Below are 20,409 nucleotides of genomic sequence, written 5' to 3'. Positions count from 1 at the left end.
ATTTTCCTTATTTTCCATTTAATGATAGTACCAAATGAAAATAATGTCAATGTTATGATAACGTAGTAAAAGTTAAATACTTCCAAAATTATACCCCCGTCCTGTTTTGGATGGGGGTATAATAAAGTTTTTATTTTTAATATGAAATTACTTTTTGTATCTGATCATTAATATTTCCCTTAGTTAATCCCCCGTGGTAACAAACCACAGATTCAATATCGAGGTCTAGATATTTCTTCAAAGAGAGACGAGCCTCTTTTAAATCAAGTACGGTTGGGATATGAATTCCACCAATTATTCCGTCTACACTGTACATCGAATCTCCGGCAATCAGTGTTTTGCTTTGTTTCAAATATAGACTGATATGGCCAGGAGTATGCCCCGGAGTATGGATGACACAAATCCCGCCACAATACGACAGTTCTTGACCATCAGTCAAGGTATCATTCACTTTTCCCTTCGGCGGATTCTCTATGTGCCCATCTTTCAAAAGTGGTAAATCTCCCTGGATATAAGGCTTATCTAGTTCGTGAGCATAAACTTTAATATTACTTCCACACTCTTGTAATATTTCTGGAAGACTACCTATATGATCTATATCCTGATGCGTCAAAATGATAACTTTTAATTTGTCAAACGACACTCCTACTTTTTCCATTGCCACACGTAAATCTTCAATTTGTCCAACGAACCCAGTGTCAATTAAAACAGCCATTTCTCGATCCCATAAAAGAGTTGGATGAATAATATTTCCGTGAAATTCAAGCTGGAGCATCTCTACTCCCTTAGAAATTCCCATAACTTTAGGCTCCTTTATAATTAGAATTTATTGATGTAAAAGAGTGCGTTTAGTTACAAAAGAACTTCATAAAAGTTCCTGCTGTTCTTCAAAAATCCGTTCCATTTCTGGCATAAATTTAAATTTAACAGAACAAAATCTAGCAGGTTAATTTTTAATATCCTGAAGAACAGTCCCCTTCCTCCAAAGCAGCTTCCGTAATGTTTCGAAATTGACTAAAACAGTTCCTACAATAATCGTCAAAGTTCCTACGCCTGTTAGCCAAGAAATATATTCATGATAGAAGGTAACACCTAGCATAACGGCAATTAATGGTGATATATACAGCCATGTAGAAGGAAAAACAGGATTTGTCCGTGAAACAAGCCAGTAATAAATGCTATGGCCTATCATTGAACCAAAAATAGTTAAATAAAGAAGAGAGCCAATTGAAGCAGTACTTAAAAGATAATCAAGCTGCATTTTTTCGGTAAAAAATGACAAAATGATTAATAAAATTCCACCATGCATCATTTGCGCTGCATTTAAAGCAATCGGTGATGTCGTTTTAAATTTTCGGATGACATGCTTCGAATAAATCGTTCCAGATGCGTAAAAAACTTCACCCAATATAATGGCGAAACAACCAACCATCCAGAAGTGACTAATCTCAATTGAAAAACTAGGTAAGATCAAGAACGTCACACCAATGACTCCGACGACACAACCAATGAATGATTTCCAATTTCCTTTTTGCTTCAATATAAATGTCTGAATAACAATGATTATCATTGGACCTGTAGCAGATAAGACAGCTGCAATCCCTGATGTCACATACTGTTCTGCCCAGTATAATGTGGCGAACGTCCCAAATGTTAAACCTACTCCTGTAAAAAACATCTCTTTCCGAAATAATAACCGTATTGTCGTTTTTTCTCTCCAAACCATAAAACTAAATAGCAGCAAACCAGCAATGAAAAAACGAAGTCCAGCTGATAAAAATGGAGGCACTCCTGCATCAACACCAATTTTAATCGCTAAAAATGTCGTTCCAAAAATCAAACACATAAAGAAATAATTAATAATAACCATATAAAACTCCTCCTCTTTTTCAATCATAAAAGAAAGACTATAGAACAGATTGAAAAAGATAGAACAGATTAGATTGGATCGTGTTACAATCGTCTTGAATAGGAGGAATCGATGTGAGCAAAGCGATTCAAAATGGAGATTATCTTTTTAAGAAAGTATATGATTATGTATTGCACAGAATAGAACGTAAAGAATGGAAAGAACATGAAAAGATTCCCTCCGTCCGGCAATTAGCATCTGAAATGAATGTTCATCGATTAACTGTATTAAAAGCTTATCAATTACTGAAACAGCATGACAAAGTTTATGTAAAAGATAAAGCAGGCTATTTTGTCCAATCAAAGGTGACGAAAAATCTTGAATATCTAGATCTGGACAATCCAATTGTTTCTGCATACGTACAAAAAAATCATTTATCTGAAATCCATCAATCATCTGTTTCCTATCATTTTTCTCAGGCGTTAATTGATCCAAATCTTTTGCCTAATCATTATTTTTCAGATTACGTGAAGAAAGTGTTTGACCTTTATCCAAAAGTACTTGCAACCTACTCAACTGTGCAAGGTGATTTAGAGCTACGGGAAACACTCACTCAATATTTTATCAATCAGTATAAAACTCATCTCAATGCAGATAATCTGTTAATCACTTCTGGCTCACAGCAAGCGATTCACTTAATCGCTCAAACTTTCATTAAGCCAAGAGACGTCGTTTTATTTGAACGTCCAAGCTATAGTGCTGCGATTGATATTTTTAGAACACAAGGAGCCCAGATTTTAACAGTTGATATCCATCCAGACGGGTACGATTTAAAGCAGGTTGAATTATATATGAAACAATATAAACCACGCCTTTTTTATCTCAATCCAACTTTCCATAACCCAACTGGTTATACTGTTTCAGTTGAGCAGCGCAAAAAATTAGTAGAATTAGCTGAACAATATCGATGTCTATTAATTGAGGACGATGCATATCACGACATATATTTTGATCATGCTCCACCACCACCAATTTACACATATGATACTGCTGGATCATCATTAATGAATTCACTACTAACAGTAAAATCGTTAGCTGATAATGGCTCACCACTTCTCAATCAAAAAATTTTTCTCCATTACTTTTCATCACTAAGATTACAGCAGCACGTGGAGAAAATCCGGATCGCTTTACAGATTCGAAAGGAAATCATGGAGGAAGAGCTAGCAGTAACAGATTGGAAATGGACCAGTCCAAAAGGCGGTCTTAATTTATGGGTGCAACTCCCAGATACACTTCCAACTGAATTATTATTAACCAAAAGTATCGAACAATCTATATCCTTTGTGCCAGGTCAAATTTGCGATCCATTAAAACAGCTTTCATCCTGGATACGTTTAAGCTATTCTTACGCAAATGAAAAACAACTACGGGAAGGGATAAAAAAGTTTGTTGCATTGGCACAATCTCTTTCTAAGTGATGGGAAGGGCTTGGATAAAAGGTTTGCAAAGCTATATCATGGCCTGCATTCCTATTTTAAAGTTAGTGATTAAGTTATTTTCATCAGCGATGTTTGAGGCTTTATCAGCGATTCTGGTACTTTTATCAGCGATGTTTGTACTTTTATCAGCGATTCTAGCTCTTTTATCAGCGATGTTCGACGTTTTATCAGCGATTCTGATACAAAAACACAGCTGCTCCTTAAGAACAGCTGTGTTTTTTGTTATAAATTATAAAATTTTGTCGTATTTCTTGTGATGATGCTAGCCGCTTCCTGTGTTGTAAGCCCCTTTAACGAAGCGATAACCTCTATGGAGTACTCCATCATCCAAGGCGATGTGCGTTTATTATCAAAAGGACCTTCAAACGGCCAAGGTCCATCTGTTTCTACCATCATCAGCTCGATTGGATATTTTTTGATCAGCTGTTGAATCTCAGTCTCATACGTACAATCGGGCGTTACAGAAATGAAATACCCATTAGAAATCATTCGTCCAATCACTTCCATATCGCCTTTAAACCAATGGAAATGCGCTTTCGTTACATGATGTTTTTCTAGCAAATCACAAACAATCGCCGCATCTTCATAGACAGCATGTAACACAATCGGTTTATTTAATTCCTTTGCCAAAACAATAAACCGTTCTAACAATGCCACATACGGACGCTCATCAATCTCCTTCTCCTGGCTCAAATAATAAGGCAAACCTACCTCGCCAATTGCTACCATTTCATGAGCGTGTTGTCGTATCCAATCGAATAAAGTCTCTTCCTCCACTTTACTAGGTAACGGCTGTTCTGGATGAAAGCCAAACGCTGCTTTTACTTTTGCATAGGCCTTCGACAGCTTCAGCGTCTTCTCACACGATGGAAGATTCATGCTAACTGCAATTACATGTTCAGCTTCCTCTAGTAAAGTTGGTATATCATTTTCTTTATACTGATCTAAATGAATATGTGCATCAATCAACATTCGCCTCATCCTTTTCTTCTTTTAAATACGTGAATAGCTGTTGTTTCAAGGCTGTAAATGTAGCGGAATGGCGAATTTCTTCTTGTCGAGGCCTTGCAAAAGGTACGATAATTTCTTTTTTAATCGTCGCTGGCCGTTTCGTGAGGACAATGATACGATCAGCTAAAAAGAGAGCTTCCTCGATACTATGTGTAACGAATAGTATAGATTTTCGATCTTTCTCCCATATCGATAAAAGCCACGCCTGCATTTCAAGCCTTGTAAATTCATCCAGTGCAGAAAACGGCTCATCTAAGCATAAAATGGGCTTATTACTAACGATTGCACGAATAAACGATACTCGCTGTTGCATACCACCCGATAGCTCATTGGGATACGCCTTTTCAAACGCTGCGAGCCCCACTTTCTCTAACCATTCCTTGGCTACGTTCATATTTGGTTTTCCATGAAGCTCCTCGACCATCGTGACGTTTTCAACTATCGTACGCCATGGTAATAAGCATGGCTGCTGAGGCATATAGCCGATTGTTCCTCTTTTTTGTTGGATATCAGTACCGTTTAATAGAATAGCACCCTTATCAATTGATGAAACACCACCAATTAATTGAAAGAGTGTACTTTTTCCACTGCCTGACGGACCGATAATCGCCACAAATTCGCCGTCTTTCACCTCAAAAGATAAATTACGAATAACCGGAAGAGAATCAAAGGATTTATCAATGTTTTCAATGCTTAGCATAGTGTCCTCTCCCCTTTACAACAAGTTTTTCCAAAAATTGAATAGCACTAAATAATAGTAAACTTAAAAAAATGATGGCAAAAATCGCTACAAACACACGATCCGTCCGAAATGAAGATTGTGCCAATGTCATATAGACACCAATCCCATTTTTCGCACCGAGCCATTCAGCAATGACAGCCCCCATTACGCTATAAGTTGCCGCAATTTTAATGCCTGAAAAAATTGCCGGGTACGCATAGGGCCATTCAAGCTTCCAAAATGTTTGTGCTTTCGTTGCGCCTATCATCTCAAAATAATGCTTCAGCTCAGGTGAAGTTTGACGGAAACCATCCATTGCCGAAACAACGATGGGGAAAAAACACACAAGACAAATAATAATGAGCTTTGGCAATAAACCAAAGCCAAACCAAATGATTAATAACGGTGCTAGGACGAGCACAGGAACATTTTGGGACATGATAAGAATAGGATAAAATAGCTCCCTTACAAACGTAAAACGATGCAATAGCACAGCAACCAATAGCCCACATAATATCCCGATGGCTAGACCAAGAAGTGCTAATTGCACAGTGGCTAAAACATGTGGCACAAACGTCTCATACGATTGAAAGCCTTCTTTCAAAATGGCACTTGGTGCGGGCAATAGCCAATGTGGCACGTCTGCAAAGCGGACAATTAGTTCCCATATGAATAAGAGGAAGGCGATAAAAATTATCGTCCTTCCTTGTTTAAAAGCTTGCCTCATCACTTGTATTTCTCCGTTAGTGTATCCATTGTAATACCGGATGGCTGATATAAAATTTTCACTTGTGTAATGACATTAATAGCGCCAAGCTCAATCATCTTCTCATTCATTTTTTCAATGATTTGTAGCAAAGTCGATAGCTCACCCTCCATTGTCGTTTCTAAAGGATGAACTTCATATTTCACCCCTGATGCGTCGATAACAGCAATCGCTGCATCGACAAACGGGATCACATCTTCATATTTTTCAGTTTTCGGGATAATTTGTACACTTATTAATGAGTTTGCCATACTACTTTGTCTCCTTTTTCGGTAAAAAGTCGTTTGTAAATGCTTGTTTGGCGTTAAATTCGCCCTCTAAAACTTTGTTGTTTGCCATCCATTTCGCGTAATTTTCCCAGACAGCTAGCTTTTGCTCGCCCCATTGTGCAGCGTCGTCTTGATACTTATCCGCTAGCCATTCCTGACTTTTATGCACAAGTTTTTTATCTAAATCAGGTACCGCTTCTAGTAAAATATCAGCTGCTTCATTTGGATGTTTTATCGCATATTCATAGCCCTTTGCTGCAGCAGCGACAAATGCTTTTACTGTCTCTGGGTCATTCTTAATCATTTTTTCGTTTGTAGCTAGTACTGGTGTGTAATAATCTAACTGATCACTATAATCTGTTAAATATAGCATGTTCAGTTTTTCGCCACGTAGTTCTGCTTCGATACCTGTCCATGCATAATAAATCCACGCAAAATCAATATCTTTTTTCATCATTGTGAAGAAATCTATGTCGCCAGCATTGATTATATCTAACTTATTAATATCCGCATTTTCTGTTTGCATAAGTGATTGTAGTACAGCCTTTTCAAGCGGTGCACCCCAGCCTCCATATGTTTTGCCTTCAAAATCTTTTGGTGATGTGATGCCTTTTGATGCAATGGATGCAAAGCCAGAAGTATTATGCTGAATAATCGCCGCAATCGATACTAAAGGTACATCCTGCACACGTGCCTGTGTAATCCCTTCCTGATAACTTACGCCAAACTGAGCCTTGCCAGACGCCACAAGCTGATCTGCACTCGCTTCGCCGGGTAATAAAATATCAACATCTAAGCCCTGTTCCTTAAAGTAGCCAAGTTTTTTCGCTACATATAATCCTGTATGATTCGTGTTAGGTGTCCAATCAAGAACGACCGATACTTTTTTTAATCCTTTTGCATCCTTTTTAGCCTCTTTTTCGCTACAGCCCACTAATGTTAAAAGCGCAGCCATCAGGATTAATAACCATTTTTTCATGCTGAATCCTCCAAGTAAGTAGTGTGAAAGTGTTCATGAATGATGAATGTGTTTACCTTCTTTCAGCGAATGTCTTAGTAGCGAAAGTGAAACATTAGCTACTAATGTCTTTTGTACCAAAAGCTTAGAGATTGTACAGAAGTCTACCACCTCTATAGGTAATGATATAAATGCTGATTTAAGCTACTTTCCATCGTTTGTACATATAACCGCTGAAAGAAGGTAAAGCCTCCGGCGGTTGTCACGGAATCGGAAAGGAGTGCTTTGTGCAAGCACAAAGCCGATTCCGGACGCAATTATGCCGAGGCATAATTGATCAGAAGAAAGCGTATTCATGGCCTGTTTATACTAGTTTTGTGCATGCAACAAAAGTCTGAAAACATAAAAAACGCCTAGGATTCCTCCCAGACGTTTGTAATCAATATCAAAAACTTTTACTTTTTGAATAGATGTTCCCTACGCTGGTACGAGCCAAATCAGGTTCAAAGGGTCAGCGTCTATCGGACACAATCTCAGCTGGCAATACCAGCCCCCCTACATTCTTTCCATATGAACTTTTCGTGATTATTATACCCATATCTAGCCGGAAATGACAAGGGCCTGTTTATCGATAGCGCCGAATTACCATAAAAATTACATCAACATCCCTAAATATTAACATTATCATTTAGAGCCTAAAAATAAATAACTTTATTGTCACTTACCCCTTCTCTTGATTTTAAAAAAGCCCAGCTCTCAAAGGAGCATGGGCTAATAATGTTATTTCTCTTCTTTTTTAACAGCGAAGACATGTGAAATGGCACCGTCTGTAGCTATATCTACTTTAAAGGAGCCATTAGAATGGCGATCTGCTCGAGTTAACGCTTGTACATCTAGGATCTCTTGCACACCTTTTTCCGTTTCAATCATTAGCTGTTCTTCATCAGTTACCTTGACTACAGCCACGATACGATGTGGGTTCGCTTTTAATTCCGTTAACACTTTTAAGCCGCGTTTTGCACGACTCGTCATCTCTACCTCGGCTACATTCATTTTCTTCACTGCACCGCGATGCGTCACAATCGCTACATATGCGGTGTCTTTTGGCGGTAAAACATTAACGCCGACTAATGCTTCTCCGTCTTTCAGCGTAATCCCTTTGACACCGCCTGTTTTTACACCCGTTACTGGTAATTCCTCCATTGGGAAACGAATAGCATAGGCAGTATCTGTCGTTAACATTAATTCTGCCTCGTCCGTCACAAAACCTGCAAAAATCATTTCATCGCCTGACTTGACATTCATCGTTTTGATTGGCTTCGAATAGCGTGTAACAGCATAATCAGCAACCGGTGAACGTTTAATTTGTCCATCTTTCGTAGCCGTTAAAATATACGTATTGGCCTGTTCGAATGTCTCAAAACCATATACAGCAATAATAGATTCATCTTCTCCGGTAGGCACAATACTTGAAATATGCTGACCAAGATCCTTCCAACGAATATCAGGTAGTTCATGGACAGGCTGATAAATATAATTGCCTCGATTTGTGAACAGTAATAGATGATGCTGCGTATTTAAGTTTGCTTCATATAACAAATAATCGGAATCCTTCATCGCAAAATCCTGACCATTCGAAGCTGCATGTGAACGTGTAGATGTACGCTTAATATAGCCATCTTTTGTGACTGTCACTACGACCTCTTCACTTGGCACAAGGACATCTAACGTAATTTTGATTTCTTCAATTTCTTGTTCGATTTTTGAACGACGTGGCTCTGCAAAGCGCTTTTTAATGTCAAGTAGTTCTTGTTTAATAACACGAACAAGCTTTGCTTCACTATTAAGAATACCTTCAAGCTTAGCAATCAATTTATTTAACTCTTCCTGTTCAGCACGTAATTCCGTAATATCAGTATTTGTTAAACGGTATAATTGCAAGCTAACGATTGCCTCTGATTGCACTTCTGTAAAGTCAAACTTCACTTGTAAATTCGTTTTCGCATCTCGTTTATCATTAGAAGAACGAATCGTTGCAATGACTTCATCTAAAATGGATAGTGCCTTAATCAAGCCATCCACAATATGCGAACGATCTTTAGCCTTTTGCAAATCATAAATAGAGCGGTTCGTCACGACTTCTTTTTGATGGGCAATATAAGAATCCAGTAACAATGGCAATGTCATCATTGTCGGACGACGATTGTGGATCGCAATCATATTAAAATTATAAGCTACTTGTAAATCAGTTGTTTTGAACAAGTAGTTTAATATTCCTTGTCCAGGAACCTCTTTTTTCAGTTCAATAACAACACGTAGGCCTGTACGATCCGATTCATCGCGAATTTCTGCAATTCCTTCAAGTCGTTTATCCACACGTTGCTCATCAATTTTCTTCACAAGATTTGCTTTATTGACGTCATACGGTAATTCCGTAATAACGATTTGCTCTTTGCCGCCTTTAATTGGCTCAACGACTGCTTGAGCACGTACGATGATTTTACCGCGTCCTGTTTCGTATGCTTTTTTAATGCCATCGACACCTTGAATGATACCACCTGTTGGGAAATCCGGCCCTTTTATAACGGTCATTAATTCATCAACAGTCGTATTTGGATTATCTAAGCGCATAAGAACACCGTCTAGCACCTCATCGAGTGCGTGAGGAGGGATGTCCGTTGCATAGCCGGCCGAAATACCCGTTGAGCCGTTGACTAGTAAGTTCGGGAAACGAGCCGGTAAAACCGTTGGCTCCATATCCTGATCATCGAAGTTTGGTATAAATTCAACGGTTTTCTTGCCAATATCACGTAGCATCTCTGCTGCAATAGCAGAAAGTCTTGCCTCTGTATAACGCATCGCTGCTGGTGGGTCACCATCGACAGATCCGTTATTCCCATGCATTTCAATGAGCATATGACGCGCCTTCCAATCCTGACTCATACGCACCATTGCTTCATATACTGAGCTGTCACCGTGTGGATGATAGTTACCGATAACATTACCGACAGTTTTTGCTGATTTACGGAATGGTTTATCGTTCGTATTGCCCTCTGTAAACATCGCATATAAAATACGTCGTTGTACAGGCTTAAGACCGTCACGTGCATCAGGCAACGCGCGGTCTTGAATAATATATTTACTATAGCGACCAAAGCGGTCACCCATTACTTCTTCTAAAGGTAAATCTTGAAACTTTTCCGTACTACTCATGCTTGGTCCTCCTCTTGTTGGATGAATTCATTTTCTAAAATATTTGAATCATCCTCCATGCCGAAGTCTACATTGGCTTCGATCCATTTACGGCGTGGCTCTACTTTATCGCCCATTAATGTTGTCACACGTCTTTCAGCACGTGCACCATCCTCAATCGTAACACGGATTAAAGTACGCGTTTCAGGGTTCATGGTCGTATCCCACAACTGGTCGGCATTCATCTCACCAAGACCTTTATAGCGCTGCAATATGTAACCCTTACCAACTTTTTTAATGGCCTTTTGTAAATCATTTTCAGTCCAAGCATATTCAATCACTTCTTTTTTACCAGTACCCTTTGATACTTTATAAAGAGGTGGTAATGCGATAAATACCTTTCCAGCTTCAATCAATGGTCGCATATAACGATAGAAAAACGTTAATAGCAACACTTGAATATGCGCTCCGTCAGTATCAGCATCGGTCATAATAACGACTTTGTCATACGATGAATCCTCGACAGAGAAATCTGTACCGACACCAGCACCAATTGCATGTATAATCGTTGAAATTTCCTCGTTTTTCATAATATCCTGAAGCTTTGCTTTTTCCGTATTTATGACTTTACCACGCAATGGTAAAATCGCTTGGAACGTACGGTCTCGTCCTTGTTTTGCAGAGCCTCCTGCAGAATCACCTTCGACTAAATACAGTTCATTTTTCGCCGCATTTCGAGATTGTGCAGGTGTTAATTTCCCAGAAAGGATCGTACTACCTTTTTTGCTCTTTTTACCGTTTCGTGCATCTTCACGTGCCTTACGAGCCGCTTCACGTACTTGCTGCGCACGAATAGCTTTACGCACTAAAGATGCAGACAATTCAGCATTTTCTTCAAGCACATATAAAATTTGCTCCGAGACAACACTATCCACTGCCGAGCGTGCCTCACTCGTACCAAGCTTACCTTTCGTTTGACCCTCGAATTGTAGTAAATGCTCTGGTATGCGAACAGAAACAATCGCCGCTAAGCCTTCTCGAATGTCTGTCCCTTCAAGATTTTTATCTTTATCTTTTAACAGACCAATTTTTCGTGCATATTCATTGAACACACGTGTTAATGCTGCTTTGGCACCAGTTTCATGAGTACCACCATCTCGTGTACGTACATTGTTTACAAATGAAAGGATTGTTTCTGAGTAGCCATCGTTGTATTGGAAGGCGAATTCTACTTCGATCTCGTCTTGAATCCCTTCTACATACTTTACTGGATGCAGTACATCTTTCTCCTCATTCAAATACGCAACGAAAGCTTCAATTCCGTTCTCATAAAAGAAAACATCACCTTTGCCTTCCTCGCGTTCATCGATTAACTCAATTTTTAAGCCTTTTAATAAAAATGCTGACTCACGTAAACGTTCTGCAAGCGTATCATAATTGTATTTTGTAACAGAGAAAATCGTGTCATCTGGCAGGAAGTGAACAAGCGTTCCTGTCTGTTTTGTTTGTCCAATTTCTTCTAATGTCGTCACAGGATGGCCACCGTTTTCAAAACGTTGACGATACTTTTTACCGTCACGGTGAATCGTTACTTCTAAAAAAGTAGATAAAGCATTCACAACAGAAGAACCTACACCGTGTAAGCCACCACTTGTTTTATAGCCGCCCTGTCCGAATTTACCACCAGCATGTAAAACCGTAAAGATAATCTCGGGAGTTGGTTTCCCCATTTTATGCATACCAGTTGGCATTCCACGGCCGAAGTCTCGAACGCTGATACTTTGATCTTTATGAATAGTGACAATGATATGAGAACCAAAGCCAGCCAGTGCTTCATCCACCGCATTATCTACGATTTCATATACAAGGTGATGAAGTCCACGGCCATCTGTAGAACCGATATACATGCCGGGTCGTTTTCGTACCGCTTCTAATCCTTCTAATACTTGAATGGCGTCATCATTATAGACGCTTGGTGACTGTTTATTCGCCAAAAAAATTCCCCTCCAAAAAACAAACGCATGTTCTATTTATGTTCTCTTCCTAATAATAATAGCATTTCCTAACAATATCTAGTGTCAGGCCCAATAAATTTTTAAAATTTCCTCACAGCTTCATCATTTTGATCTATTTTACTGGAAGAAAAGTTTGCAATAGTTGCTTTAATATGTATTAAGTACTCTTCTATTCCCTTGACGCAGGGTAGTAAACTTTAGTTGCATAAATAAAACAACAAATGACTAACTTCTGGTCATACTCTTTTTCAAAACGTTACTAATCGCTGAAGGCTTCGAACTTACATTCAAAAGCATTTGAATATTTTCTGAAAAATATACAGGTGCAGTAATAAATGGGTTTCTTCTGTCTAAAGAAGATTCATACTAGCTTACTCTAGAAATTAAAGATAGACTTCTATTCTACCAAAGGAATGGGTGATTGACAAAATTGCCATTCTACCTATATTTTTAGAAAGGGCTTTCTTGCTGACTCAACGAATCATGTCAAAAAGCCTAAGCTACATTAAAATTCATAGAAAAACCTTTGAAAAATAGTTATCTTTTGTAATGAATTCAAGATTCACTTAGAAATATCCTTCATGACATTGTAGATTGTAGAGAAAAAGTGTAGAATATTTGTTACATATTATTAGTACCAAGTGATAATGAAAGGAGTCCAGCTATGCTAAATGGACTTATTATTTTATGTGCTTATCTAATCGGCTCGATCCCTTCAGGATTATGGATAGGCAAAATTTTTTATAAAACGGATATTCGTCAACACGGAAGTGGTAATTTAGGTGCGACTAATACCTTTCGTATTTTAGGAAAAAAAGCAGGAATAGTCGTAACGATTATGGATGTCTTAAAAGGTACAGCAGCTGTATTACTTGTAACTCTTCCTATATTCTCTGATGTCTCCATTCACTCGCTACTTCTTGGACTAATAGCCGTTATTGGTCATATGTTCCCGATTTTTGCAAGTTTCCGTGGAGGAAAAGCTGTAGCAACATCAGCAGGAGTTCTCTTAGGTTATTCATGGCCACTATTTGTCTTACTATTTATTGCTTTTATTGTAACATTAAAAATAACGAAGATTGTAAGTTTAACTTCCATGATTGCCGCTTTAGTAGCACTTATTTATTCAATCGTTTATTATTTTGTTACAGGTGATTTTGCGTTAGGTATTTTAGTAGCATGTTTATTTACCTTTATCATTTATCGTCACCGAGCAAATATTGCCCGCATTAAAAATGGTACCGAGCCAAAGGTGAAATGGCTGTAACGGAAAGAGGAGATTCTAATGAATATCGTACTAACAGATGAAGCCCTACAATGGTTCAAACAAGAGATGGAAGTAGAATCCGGAGATACAATTCGTTTTTATGCTAGATATGGAGGTTCCAGCCCTTTTCACGAAGGCTTTTCTCTTGGTATGACACGTGAAGAACCAATCAACATTGGTGTAAAGACAGTTATTGATGATGTTACCTATTATATTGATGAAAAAGATTTATGGTTTTTCAATGATCACAATTTACATGTAGATGTGGATGTCACAAATGACGAATTAAAATATGAGTATAAAAAATAAAGCAGTGTTTCCTTTCGTTTATACGAAGGGAACACTGTTTTTTTATTTGAATTGAATTCAATTCCAACCTTGGTTTATCTTCTCTCAAAATTGTACATTCTATAGTTATGTAAATCTTGAGGAGGAATGAACATGTCTATTTCTAAAATTACTGATACCTCCCAAAACAATGACCAACTATATAGTTCTCTTTCACAAAATTTGAAGATAATCAAAAACACTCTTGGGAATAGTAATGACCTTGTCATACGAGAAATTACCATTGGAAAAGCTGAACAATTTACGTTAGCGATCATTTATGTAGATGGCTTATCCGATAAAATAAGCATTTCTAATGCTGTAATTGATAAAATAATGTTTGATATCGAGGATAATCATGATGCAGAAGTAGAAAAGATTATTCGTTATTTAAAAGATTCTTGTTTAACAGTCGGCGATGTTAATGATATTTTTCATTTTTCAGCACTGTACAATTCGATTTTGAATGGAAATACGGTCATTTTATTAGATGAATCTTCAACTGGTATCGTTACAAGTACTCAAGGTGCAAAAGATAGAGCCGTTATGGAGCCATCAACAGAGTCGGTCATTAGAGGTCCTAGAGAATCCTTTACAGAAACATTACGTACGAACACTGCCCTGATCCGCAGAAAAATTAAAAGTCCGAATCTCTGGATCAAGTCTCGTATTGTCGGTGAAGTAACAAAAACGGAAGTTGCTGTTATGTATTTGAACGACATTGCGAATGACAAAATAGTAGCAGAGGTTCTTTCCCGATTAGATCGTATCAACATTGATGGTATTTTAGAAAGCGGATATATCGAAGATTTTATTCAAGATTCTAAATTCTCGATATTCCCTACAATTTATAATTCTGAACGACCTGATGTTATTGCTGGCGAAATATTAGACGGAAAAATTGCAATTCTAGTGGACGGTTCACCGTTTGCCCTAGTTGTACCAGCTCTATTTACATCCTTTTTACAATCTGCTGAGGATTATTATCAGCACTGGATGATTAGTTCTCTTGTACGCTTATTGAGGTTTTTCGGAATTAGCTTAGCTTTGGTGGCACCGTCGCTTTATGTAGCTATCACCACCTTCCATCAAGAAATGCTACCAACTCCTATGCTGATAAGTATTGCTTCTCAACGAGAAGGAGTCCCCTTCCCCGCCGTTGTAGAGGCACTCATTATGGAGGTTGCATTCGAGGTATTACGAGAAGCGGGTCTTCGAATGCCTAGAACCATTGGACCAGCCGTATCCATTGTTGGAACATTAGTGATCGGTCAAGCTGCCGTAGAAGCTGGAATTGTATCAGCCGTAATGGTTATTATTGTAGCATTAACAGCCATTTGTAGCTTTTTATTCCCCGCTTATGGCTTATCTAATACCGTTCGTGCACTTCGTTTCCCATTAATGATTTTAGCAGCAATTGTTGGATTGTTTGGTGTAATGTTAGGGCTTATGATCATCATCCTACACATGTGCAGCATACGAACTTTCGGTGTTCCATATTTAAGTCCGTTCGGGCCATTAATCCTACAAGATCAAAAAGACGCACTAGTGTTGTTCCCTCGTAGAGCTTTATTGACTCGACCACGCTTAATTAGTCAAAAAAATACTGTTAGGGGTCATAAATATTTTAATACGAAAAAAAGGAATCAAACGAAAGTGTAAACGAGGAATGAACCATGTCAAAAGTTAAGGCAATTTGTTTACTAATGATTCTTACGTTGCTTTTAAGTGGTTGTTGGAGTAAGCGTGAACTCAATGAATTAGCAATTGTGGCAGCATTAGGAATAGATAAAGTAGATAATGAATTCGAAATAACTGTTCAAGTTGTGGATACTGGTGAAATTTCCTCAAAACAGCCTTCTTCAGGACGATCACCTGTTATTACCTATCATTCAACAGGGGCAACGGTCTTTGAGGCAATTAGAAAAATGACAACAGTAACAGCTAGAAAACTTTATTTCTCTCATCTGCAAATAGTTGTGCTCGGCAACAAATTGGCAGAAGGAGGAATTAACGAGCCGTTAGATTTGATTTCAAGAGATCATGAATTCAGAAATGATTTCGATGTCATCGTTGCCCATGACGCGACTGCCGATGAAGTATTAAATGTATTAACACCTATCGAAAAAGTACCCGCTAATAAATTACTAAATTCTCTTAAAACGTCAGAGAAAACTTGGGGTACAACCGAATCCATTAAAATTGATGAATTAATCAATACTTTAAATACTAAAGAAACAAGTGTAGTCATGTCTGCTATTGAAATACAGGGGGATAAAAATATTGGCAAGGAGCAAACGAATGTTAAAAGATCGAAATCTTCTGTGCTATTGAGGTATGCGGGCTTAGCTGTTTTTAAAGAAGGTAAACTCATTGGGCTCTTAACGGAAGATGAGAGTAGAAGCCTCGGTTTTTTAAGGGACAAAATAGACAGTACAATTGAAATCCTTGCCTGCCCTAAGGGTGGTACGTTAGCAACAGAGATTACGCACTCAAAGACGAAAGTAAAAGGTAAATTTGAAAATGGAGCTCCAAAAATCGATGTTCTTATAGATGTTAACCAAAATGTCGGAGAAGTTCTATGTAATATAGACCTTACGAAAGAAAAATCAATACACTTAATAAATAAAAAAACAGAAGAACTTATAAAAAAACAAATCGAAGAAACAATCCGTTCAGTTCAACAAAATTACCGGGTCGATATTTTTGGTTTTGGTGAAGAACTTCATCGCACAAATCCTAAAGAGTGGAAAAAAATCAAAAAAGACTGGCTAACGATATTTCAAGAGTTACCAGTTAAAGTTAAAGTACATGTTAACACACAAGGATTAGGAACGATGGAAAACTCATTAGTGAATAAGACGAAGGGAGAATAAGCCATGATTATGACGATATTCATACTAATTATTTCTGCTGTTATTGCCTTTTCCTTCATTCCAAAATTAAAAAAAAATAAAGAAACGAAAACGATTGTTATTTTTTCGATTTTTTTATTGATCGGCGCTGCATTAAATATTGGGGTCTCATTAAGGATCAAAATTCCAAGCCCACTTGATTTGATTACCTTTATTTTTTCACCTATTAAAGATTTAATCGTCTCCCTGACAAAATAATAAGGAACTTTATGTTAAGAGAAAGGGGTAGCGTTCATATGGAAAAAGAAATAATTAGTTCAAGACAATTTATGATCATTACCCTTCTCTTTTCAATTGGAACAGCCATTTTAATTCTCCCTGCTAGTGTAACAATTGAAGCAAAGCAAGATGCCTGGATTGCAGCTATCATTGGTGTCGTTATAAGTTTACTCTTAATAAAGCTTTTCGTTACTCTAGGAAAACGGACACCTACCCTTACATTTGTAGAGGCTAATGAAAAGATACTAGGTCGTTTTTTCGGAAAATTCACTTCGATTGGCTTTATTCTTATAGCCCTTCTTTCAGCAGGTGAATTATTATATTTCATTGGCATTTTCATGAAAACAGAAATTATGCCAGAAACACCTACGATGGCCTTTGCATTTCTGTTCAGTATTATTATTATTTATGCTGCATTTCTCGGAATTGAAGTTTTTGCCCGTTCTGCAGAAATACTATTTCCTATATTTATTTTTATTTTTATTTTATTTGTAGTGTGTATTTCACCATCCATCAAGATTGAAAATTTACAGCCAATATTGGAAGCGCCCAAAAAATCAATATTCTTTAGTATGATTCGATTTATAAGTCTTTTTTCATTCCCACTAGTCATATTATTAATGATTTTCCCTTCCGCCGTTAACGTCCAAAAATCTGCACAAAAAGGTTTTTACGTTGGTTCAATTATTGGAGGAATTGTCTTAGTTTCTATCATTACACTGTCTATCCTTGTCCTAGGTCCGGCAAATACAGCTTCTAGGACATTTCCAAGTTATTCATTAGCTCAAAGAATTTCAATCGGGAATTTTTTGCAGCGTATTGAAGTTATTATGGCAACCATGTGGATTATCTCAATTTATATTAGAACTTTTATGTACTTTTACGCTGCAGTCGTCGGCATCGCACAAATATGTAAAATTAACAATCATCGACCGCTCATTTTTCCACTTGGAATGATTATCCTTGGACTTTCACAAATTGTTCATCCTAATATCATTCATTCAGATATTTACAATAGAGACACATGGCCTATATTTTCCTTAGTTGTCATGGTTTTTTTACCATTAGTTTTATTAATTGTCGCGAAGATTCGCAAAATTAATGGTACTCAAGGAAATAATACGAAAAGTAATTGTAATACACAGAATGAAAGTGGTAGTAATAACGGGAATTCTACTCAAGGTACAGATAGCAATAATAACGATAATTCTTCACAGAGTAATATTAATAGCAATGGCAGAAATGCTACACAAGGTGAAAGTAATAGTAAAAACGATAATTGTACTCAAAATGAAAGTAGCAGTAATAACGGGAATTTTACTCAAAGTGATAGTAGCAGTAATAACGGGAATTCTACTCAAAATGAAAATAGCAGTAATAACGGGAATTCTACTCAAAGTGATAGTAGCAGTAATAACGGGAATTTTACTCAAAGTGATAGTAGCAGTAATAACGGGAATTCTACTCAAAATGAAAATAGCAGTAATAACGGGAATTTTACTCAAAGTGATAGTAGCAGTAATAACGGTAATTCTACTCAAAATGAAAATAGCAGTAATAACGGGAATTTTACTCAAAGTGATAGTAGCAGTAATAACGGTAATTCTACTCAAAGTGATAGTAGCAGTAATAGTGAAAATCCTTTACCGAGCAAAATTGATAACGCTTCAAGCAATACTACACAGAATGATAGCGATACCGGGAATACTCCAAACAGCGATAAAAATAAAGATTCTCCCGAAAGATAACAGCAAAGCAAAAAAAAGGAATCAAATGATTCCAAATTTTTTATTCTGCATTAAATATTGTGGTCTTATTAAGAATTAAAATTCCAAGTACACTAGACTTACTTACTTTTATTTTTTTACCAATTAAAGATTTAAATGTCTCCCTGACAGAATAATAAAGAACTTTATGTTAAGAGAAAAGGGGTAGCGTTCATATGGAAAAAGAAATAATTAGTTCAAGACAATTTATGATCATTACCCTTCTCTCTTCAATTGGGACAGCTATTTTAATTAGCCCTGCTAGCGTAACAAGTGAGGCAAAACAAGATGCCTGGATTGCAGCGATCATTAGCGTCGTTTTAAGTTTACTCTTAATAAAGCTTTTCGTTACTCTAGGAAAACGGACACCTACCCTTACATTTGTAGTGGCTAATGAAAAGATATTAGGTCGCTTTTTCGGAAAAATAACTTCAATTGGCTTTATTATTCTATCCTTTCTTTCTGCCGGTGAATTATTATATTTCATTGGCATTTTCATGAAAACAGAAATTATGCCAGAAACACCTATGATGGCCTTTGCTTTTCTGTTCAGTATTATCATTATTTATGCAGCATTTCTAGGGATTGAAGTTTTTGCTCGTTCTGCAGAAATACTATTCGCAATGTTTATTTTAATTTTTATTTTATTTGTAGTTTGTATCTCACCATCTGTCCATATGGAAAATCTACAGCCAATACTGGAAGCACCAGCAAAATCATTATTCTTTAGTACTATTCGATTAATGAGTATTTTTTCATTCCCACTTGTCATATTATTAATGATTTTTCCTTCTGCTGTTAACGTCCATGAATCAGCACAAAAAGCTTTTTACATTGGCACAATTCTTGGAGGGATTGTCTTAATTGCTATCATCTCACTTGCTATCCTTGTCCTAGGTCCGGAAAATACTGCTTCTAGGACATTTCCTAGCTATTCATTAGCGCAAAGAATTTCAATCGGGAATTTTTTGCAGCGTATTGAAGTTATTATGGCAGCCATGTGGATAATATCAATTTATATTAAAACTTTTATGTTTTTTTACGCTGGGGTCATCGGCATCGCACAAATATGTAAAATTAAAAATCATCGACCGCTCATTTTTCCATTCGGAATGATTATCCTTGGACTTTCACAAATTGTTCATCCTAGTATCATTCATTCAGATATTTACAATAAAGAAACCTGGCCTATTTTTTCCTTTTTTTTCGCAATCTTATTACCATTAGTTTTACTACTTGTCGCGAAAATTCGTAAAATTAACGGGAATCAAGGTAATAATACAAAAAGTAATTGTAGTACACAGAATGAAAATGGTAATAATAACGGAAATGCTACACAAGGTACAGGTAGTAGTAATAACGGTAATTCTACTCAAAGTGATAGTAGCAGTAATAACGGTAATTCTACTCAAAGTAATTGTAGCAACAATGGAGGAAACTCTTCACAGAGTGAAAGTAATAGTAGTAATGACGAAAACTCTACTCAGAGTAATAGTTGCAACAATGGTGGAAACTCTTCACAGAGTGAAAGTAATAATAATGACGAAAACTCTACTCAGAGTAATAGTTGCAACAATGGTGGAAACTCTTCACAGAGTGAAAGTAATAATAATGACGAAAACTCTACTCAGA

17 protein-coding genes and 1 riboswitch are annotated in these 20,409 nt (G+C 37.1%); of the genes, 8 read left to right on the top strand and 9 right to left on the bottom strand.

All coding sequences use genetic code 11. The annotated features are described in order from the left end of the window. Nucleotides 1-136: 136 nt before the first annotated feature. Both ACFVT8_RS06495 and ACFVT8_RS06490 read right to left on the bottom strand, forming a co-directional pair. A complete protein-coding gene (locus ACFVT8_RS06495; protein ID WP_387082773.1) occupies nucleotides 137-799 on the bottom strand; it encodes an MBL fold metallo-hydrolase in 663 nt (220 codons plus the stop codon). 147 nt (nucleotides 800-946) lie between these two features. Beyond that, nucleotides 947-1,870, bottom strand: a complete 924-nt coding sequence (locus ACFVT8_RS06490; protein ID WP_387082772.1) for a DMT family transporter — start codon at nucleotides 1,868-1,870, stop codon at nucleotides 947-949. A 113-nt stretch (nucleotides 1,871-1,983) separates the two neighbouring features. Between ACFVT8_RS06490 and ACFVT8_RS06485 the strand changes: the two genes are divergently transcribed. Continuing rightward, nucleotides 1,984-3,330, top strand: a complete 1,347-nt coding sequence (locus tag ACFVT8_RS06485) for an aminotransferase-like domain-containing protein (RefSeq protein ID WP_387082771.1) — start codon at nucleotides 1,984-1,986, stop codon at nucleotides 3,328-3,330. Nucleotides 3,331-3,573: 243 nt separating this feature from the next. Here ACFVT8_RS06485 and ACFVT8_RS06480 read toward each other — a convergent pair whose 3' ends face one another. The 7 genes from ACFVT8_RS06480 to parE form a co-directional block, all read right to left on the bottom strand. Beyond that, a complete protein-coding gene (locus ACFVT8_RS06480) occupies nucleotides 3,574-4,323 on the bottom strand; it encodes a TatD family hydrolase (protein WP_387082770.1) in 750 nt (249 codons plus the stop codon). Then, a complete protein-coding gene (locus tag ACFVT8_RS06475; RefSeq protein WP_387082769.1) occupies nucleotides 4,313-5,062 on the bottom strand; it encodes an ABC transporter ATP-binding protein in 750 nt (249 codons plus the stop codon). Before ACFVT8_RS06475 ends, ACFVT8_RS06480 begins: the two co-directional genes overlap by 11 nt. Next, nucleotides 5,049-5,810, bottom strand: coding sequence for an ABC transporter permease (locus ACFVT8_RS06470; RefSeq protein WP_387083372.1), 762 nt, complete (start codon nucleotides 5,808-5,810; stop codon nucleotides 5,049-5,051). Before ACFVT8_RS06470 ends, ACFVT8_RS06475 begins: the two co-directional genes overlap by 14 nt. Continuing rightward, the gene (locus tag ACFVT8_RS06465) at nucleotides 5,810-6,100 is read right to left on the bottom strand and encodes a thiamine-binding protein (RefSeq protein ID WP_387082768.1); all 291 of its coding nucleotides are present in this window, start codon (nucleotides 6,098-6,100) and stop codon (nucleotides 5,810-5,812) included. Before ACFVT8_RS06465 ends, ACFVT8_RS06470 begins: the two co-directional genes overlap by 1 nt. A 1-nt stretch (nucleotide 6,101) precedes the next feature. Then, nucleotides 6,102-7,097 carry an ABC transporter substrate-binding protein gene (locus ACFVT8_RS06460; protein WP_387082767.1) on the bottom strand — a complete coding sequence of 332 codons (996 nt, stop codon included), beginning with the start codon at nucleotides 7,095-7,097 and terminating at the stop codon, nucleotides 6,102-6,104. 436 nt (nucleotides 7,098-7,533) lie between these two features. Then, a riboswitch (TPP riboswitch) is annotated at nucleotides 7,534-7,643 on the bottom strand. Nucleotides 7,644-7,856: 213 nt separating this feature from the next. Continuing rightward, nucleotides 7,857-10,289, bottom strand: coding sequence for a DNA topoisomerase IV subunit A (gene parC, locus ACFVT8_RS06455; RefSeq protein WP_387082766.1), 2,433 nt, complete (start codon nucleotides 10,287-10,289; stop codon nucleotides 7,857-7,859). Continuing rightward, the gene (gene parE, locus ACFVT8_RS06450) at nucleotides 10,286-12,262 is read right to left on the bottom strand and encodes a DNA topoisomerase IV subunit B (RefSeq protein ID WP_387082765.1); all 1,977 of its coding nucleotides are present in this window, start codon (nucleotides 12,260-12,262) and stop codon (nucleotides 10,286-10,288) included. Before parE ends, parC begins: the two co-directional genes overlap by 4 nt. Before the next feature lie 685 nt (nucleotides 12,263-12,947). Here parE and plsY point away from each other — a divergent pair. The 7 genes from plsY to ACFVT8_RS06415 all read left to right on the top strand — a co-directional run. Continuing rightward, a complete protein-coding gene (gene plsY, locus ACFVT8_RS06445) occupies nucleotides 12,948-13,550 on the top strand; it encodes a glycerol-3-phosphate 1-O-acyltransferase PlsY (RefSeq protein ID WP_387082764.1) in 603 nt (200 codons plus the stop codon). 18 nt (nucleotides 13,551-13,568) lie between these two features. Continuing rightward, complete coding sequence (locus ACFVT8_RS06440) at nucleotides 13,569-13,859, top strand: HesB/YadR/YfhF family protein (RefSeq protein WP_387082763.1); 291 nt, start codon at nucleotides 13,569-13,571, stop codon at nucleotides 13,857-13,859. Nucleotides 13,860-13,991: 132 nt separating this feature from the next. After that, complete coding sequence (locus ACFVT8_RS06435) at nucleotides 13,992-15,539, top strand: spore germination protein (RefSeq protein WP_387082762.1); 1,548 nt, start codon at nucleotides 13,992-13,994, stop codon at nucleotides 15,537-15,539. Nucleotides 15,540-15,553: 14 nt separating this feature from the next. Next, nucleotides 15,554-16,753, top strand: a complete 1,200-nt coding sequence (locus tag ACFVT8_RS06430) for a Ger(x)C family spore germination protein (RefSeq protein ID WP_387082761.1) — start codon at nucleotides 15,554-15,556, stop codon at nucleotides 16,751-16,753. Nucleotides 16,754-16,756: 3 nt separating this feature from the next. After that, on the top strand, nucleotides 16,757-16,990 hold the full coding sequence (locus ACFVT8_RS06425) for a hypothetical protein (protein ID WP_387082760.1): 234 nt from the start codon (nucleotides 16,757-16,759) through the stop codon (nucleotides 16,988-16,990). Between the two features lie 38 nt (nucleotides 16,991-17,028). After that, entirely contained in the window at nucleotides 17,029-18,759 is a 1,731-nt protein-coding gene (locus ACFVT8_RS06420; protein ID WP_387082759.1) for a GerAB/ArcD/ProY family transporter, read from the top strand. A gap of 194 nt (nucleotides 18,760-18,953) precedes the next feature. After that, the coding region (locus ACFVT8_RS06415; RefSeq protein ID WP_387082758.1) for a GerAB/ArcD/ProY family transporter at nucleotides 18,954-20,409 on the top strand (1,456 nt) is incomplete at its 3' end.

It is taken from the genome of Lysinibacillus sp. NPDC058147 (assembly GCF_042884205.1).
Taxonomy (GTDB): domain Bacteria; phylum Bacillota; class Bacilli; order Bacillales_A; family Planococcaceae; genus Lysinibacillus.
This window is presented reverse-complemented; position numbering and strand designations above follow the sequence as displayed.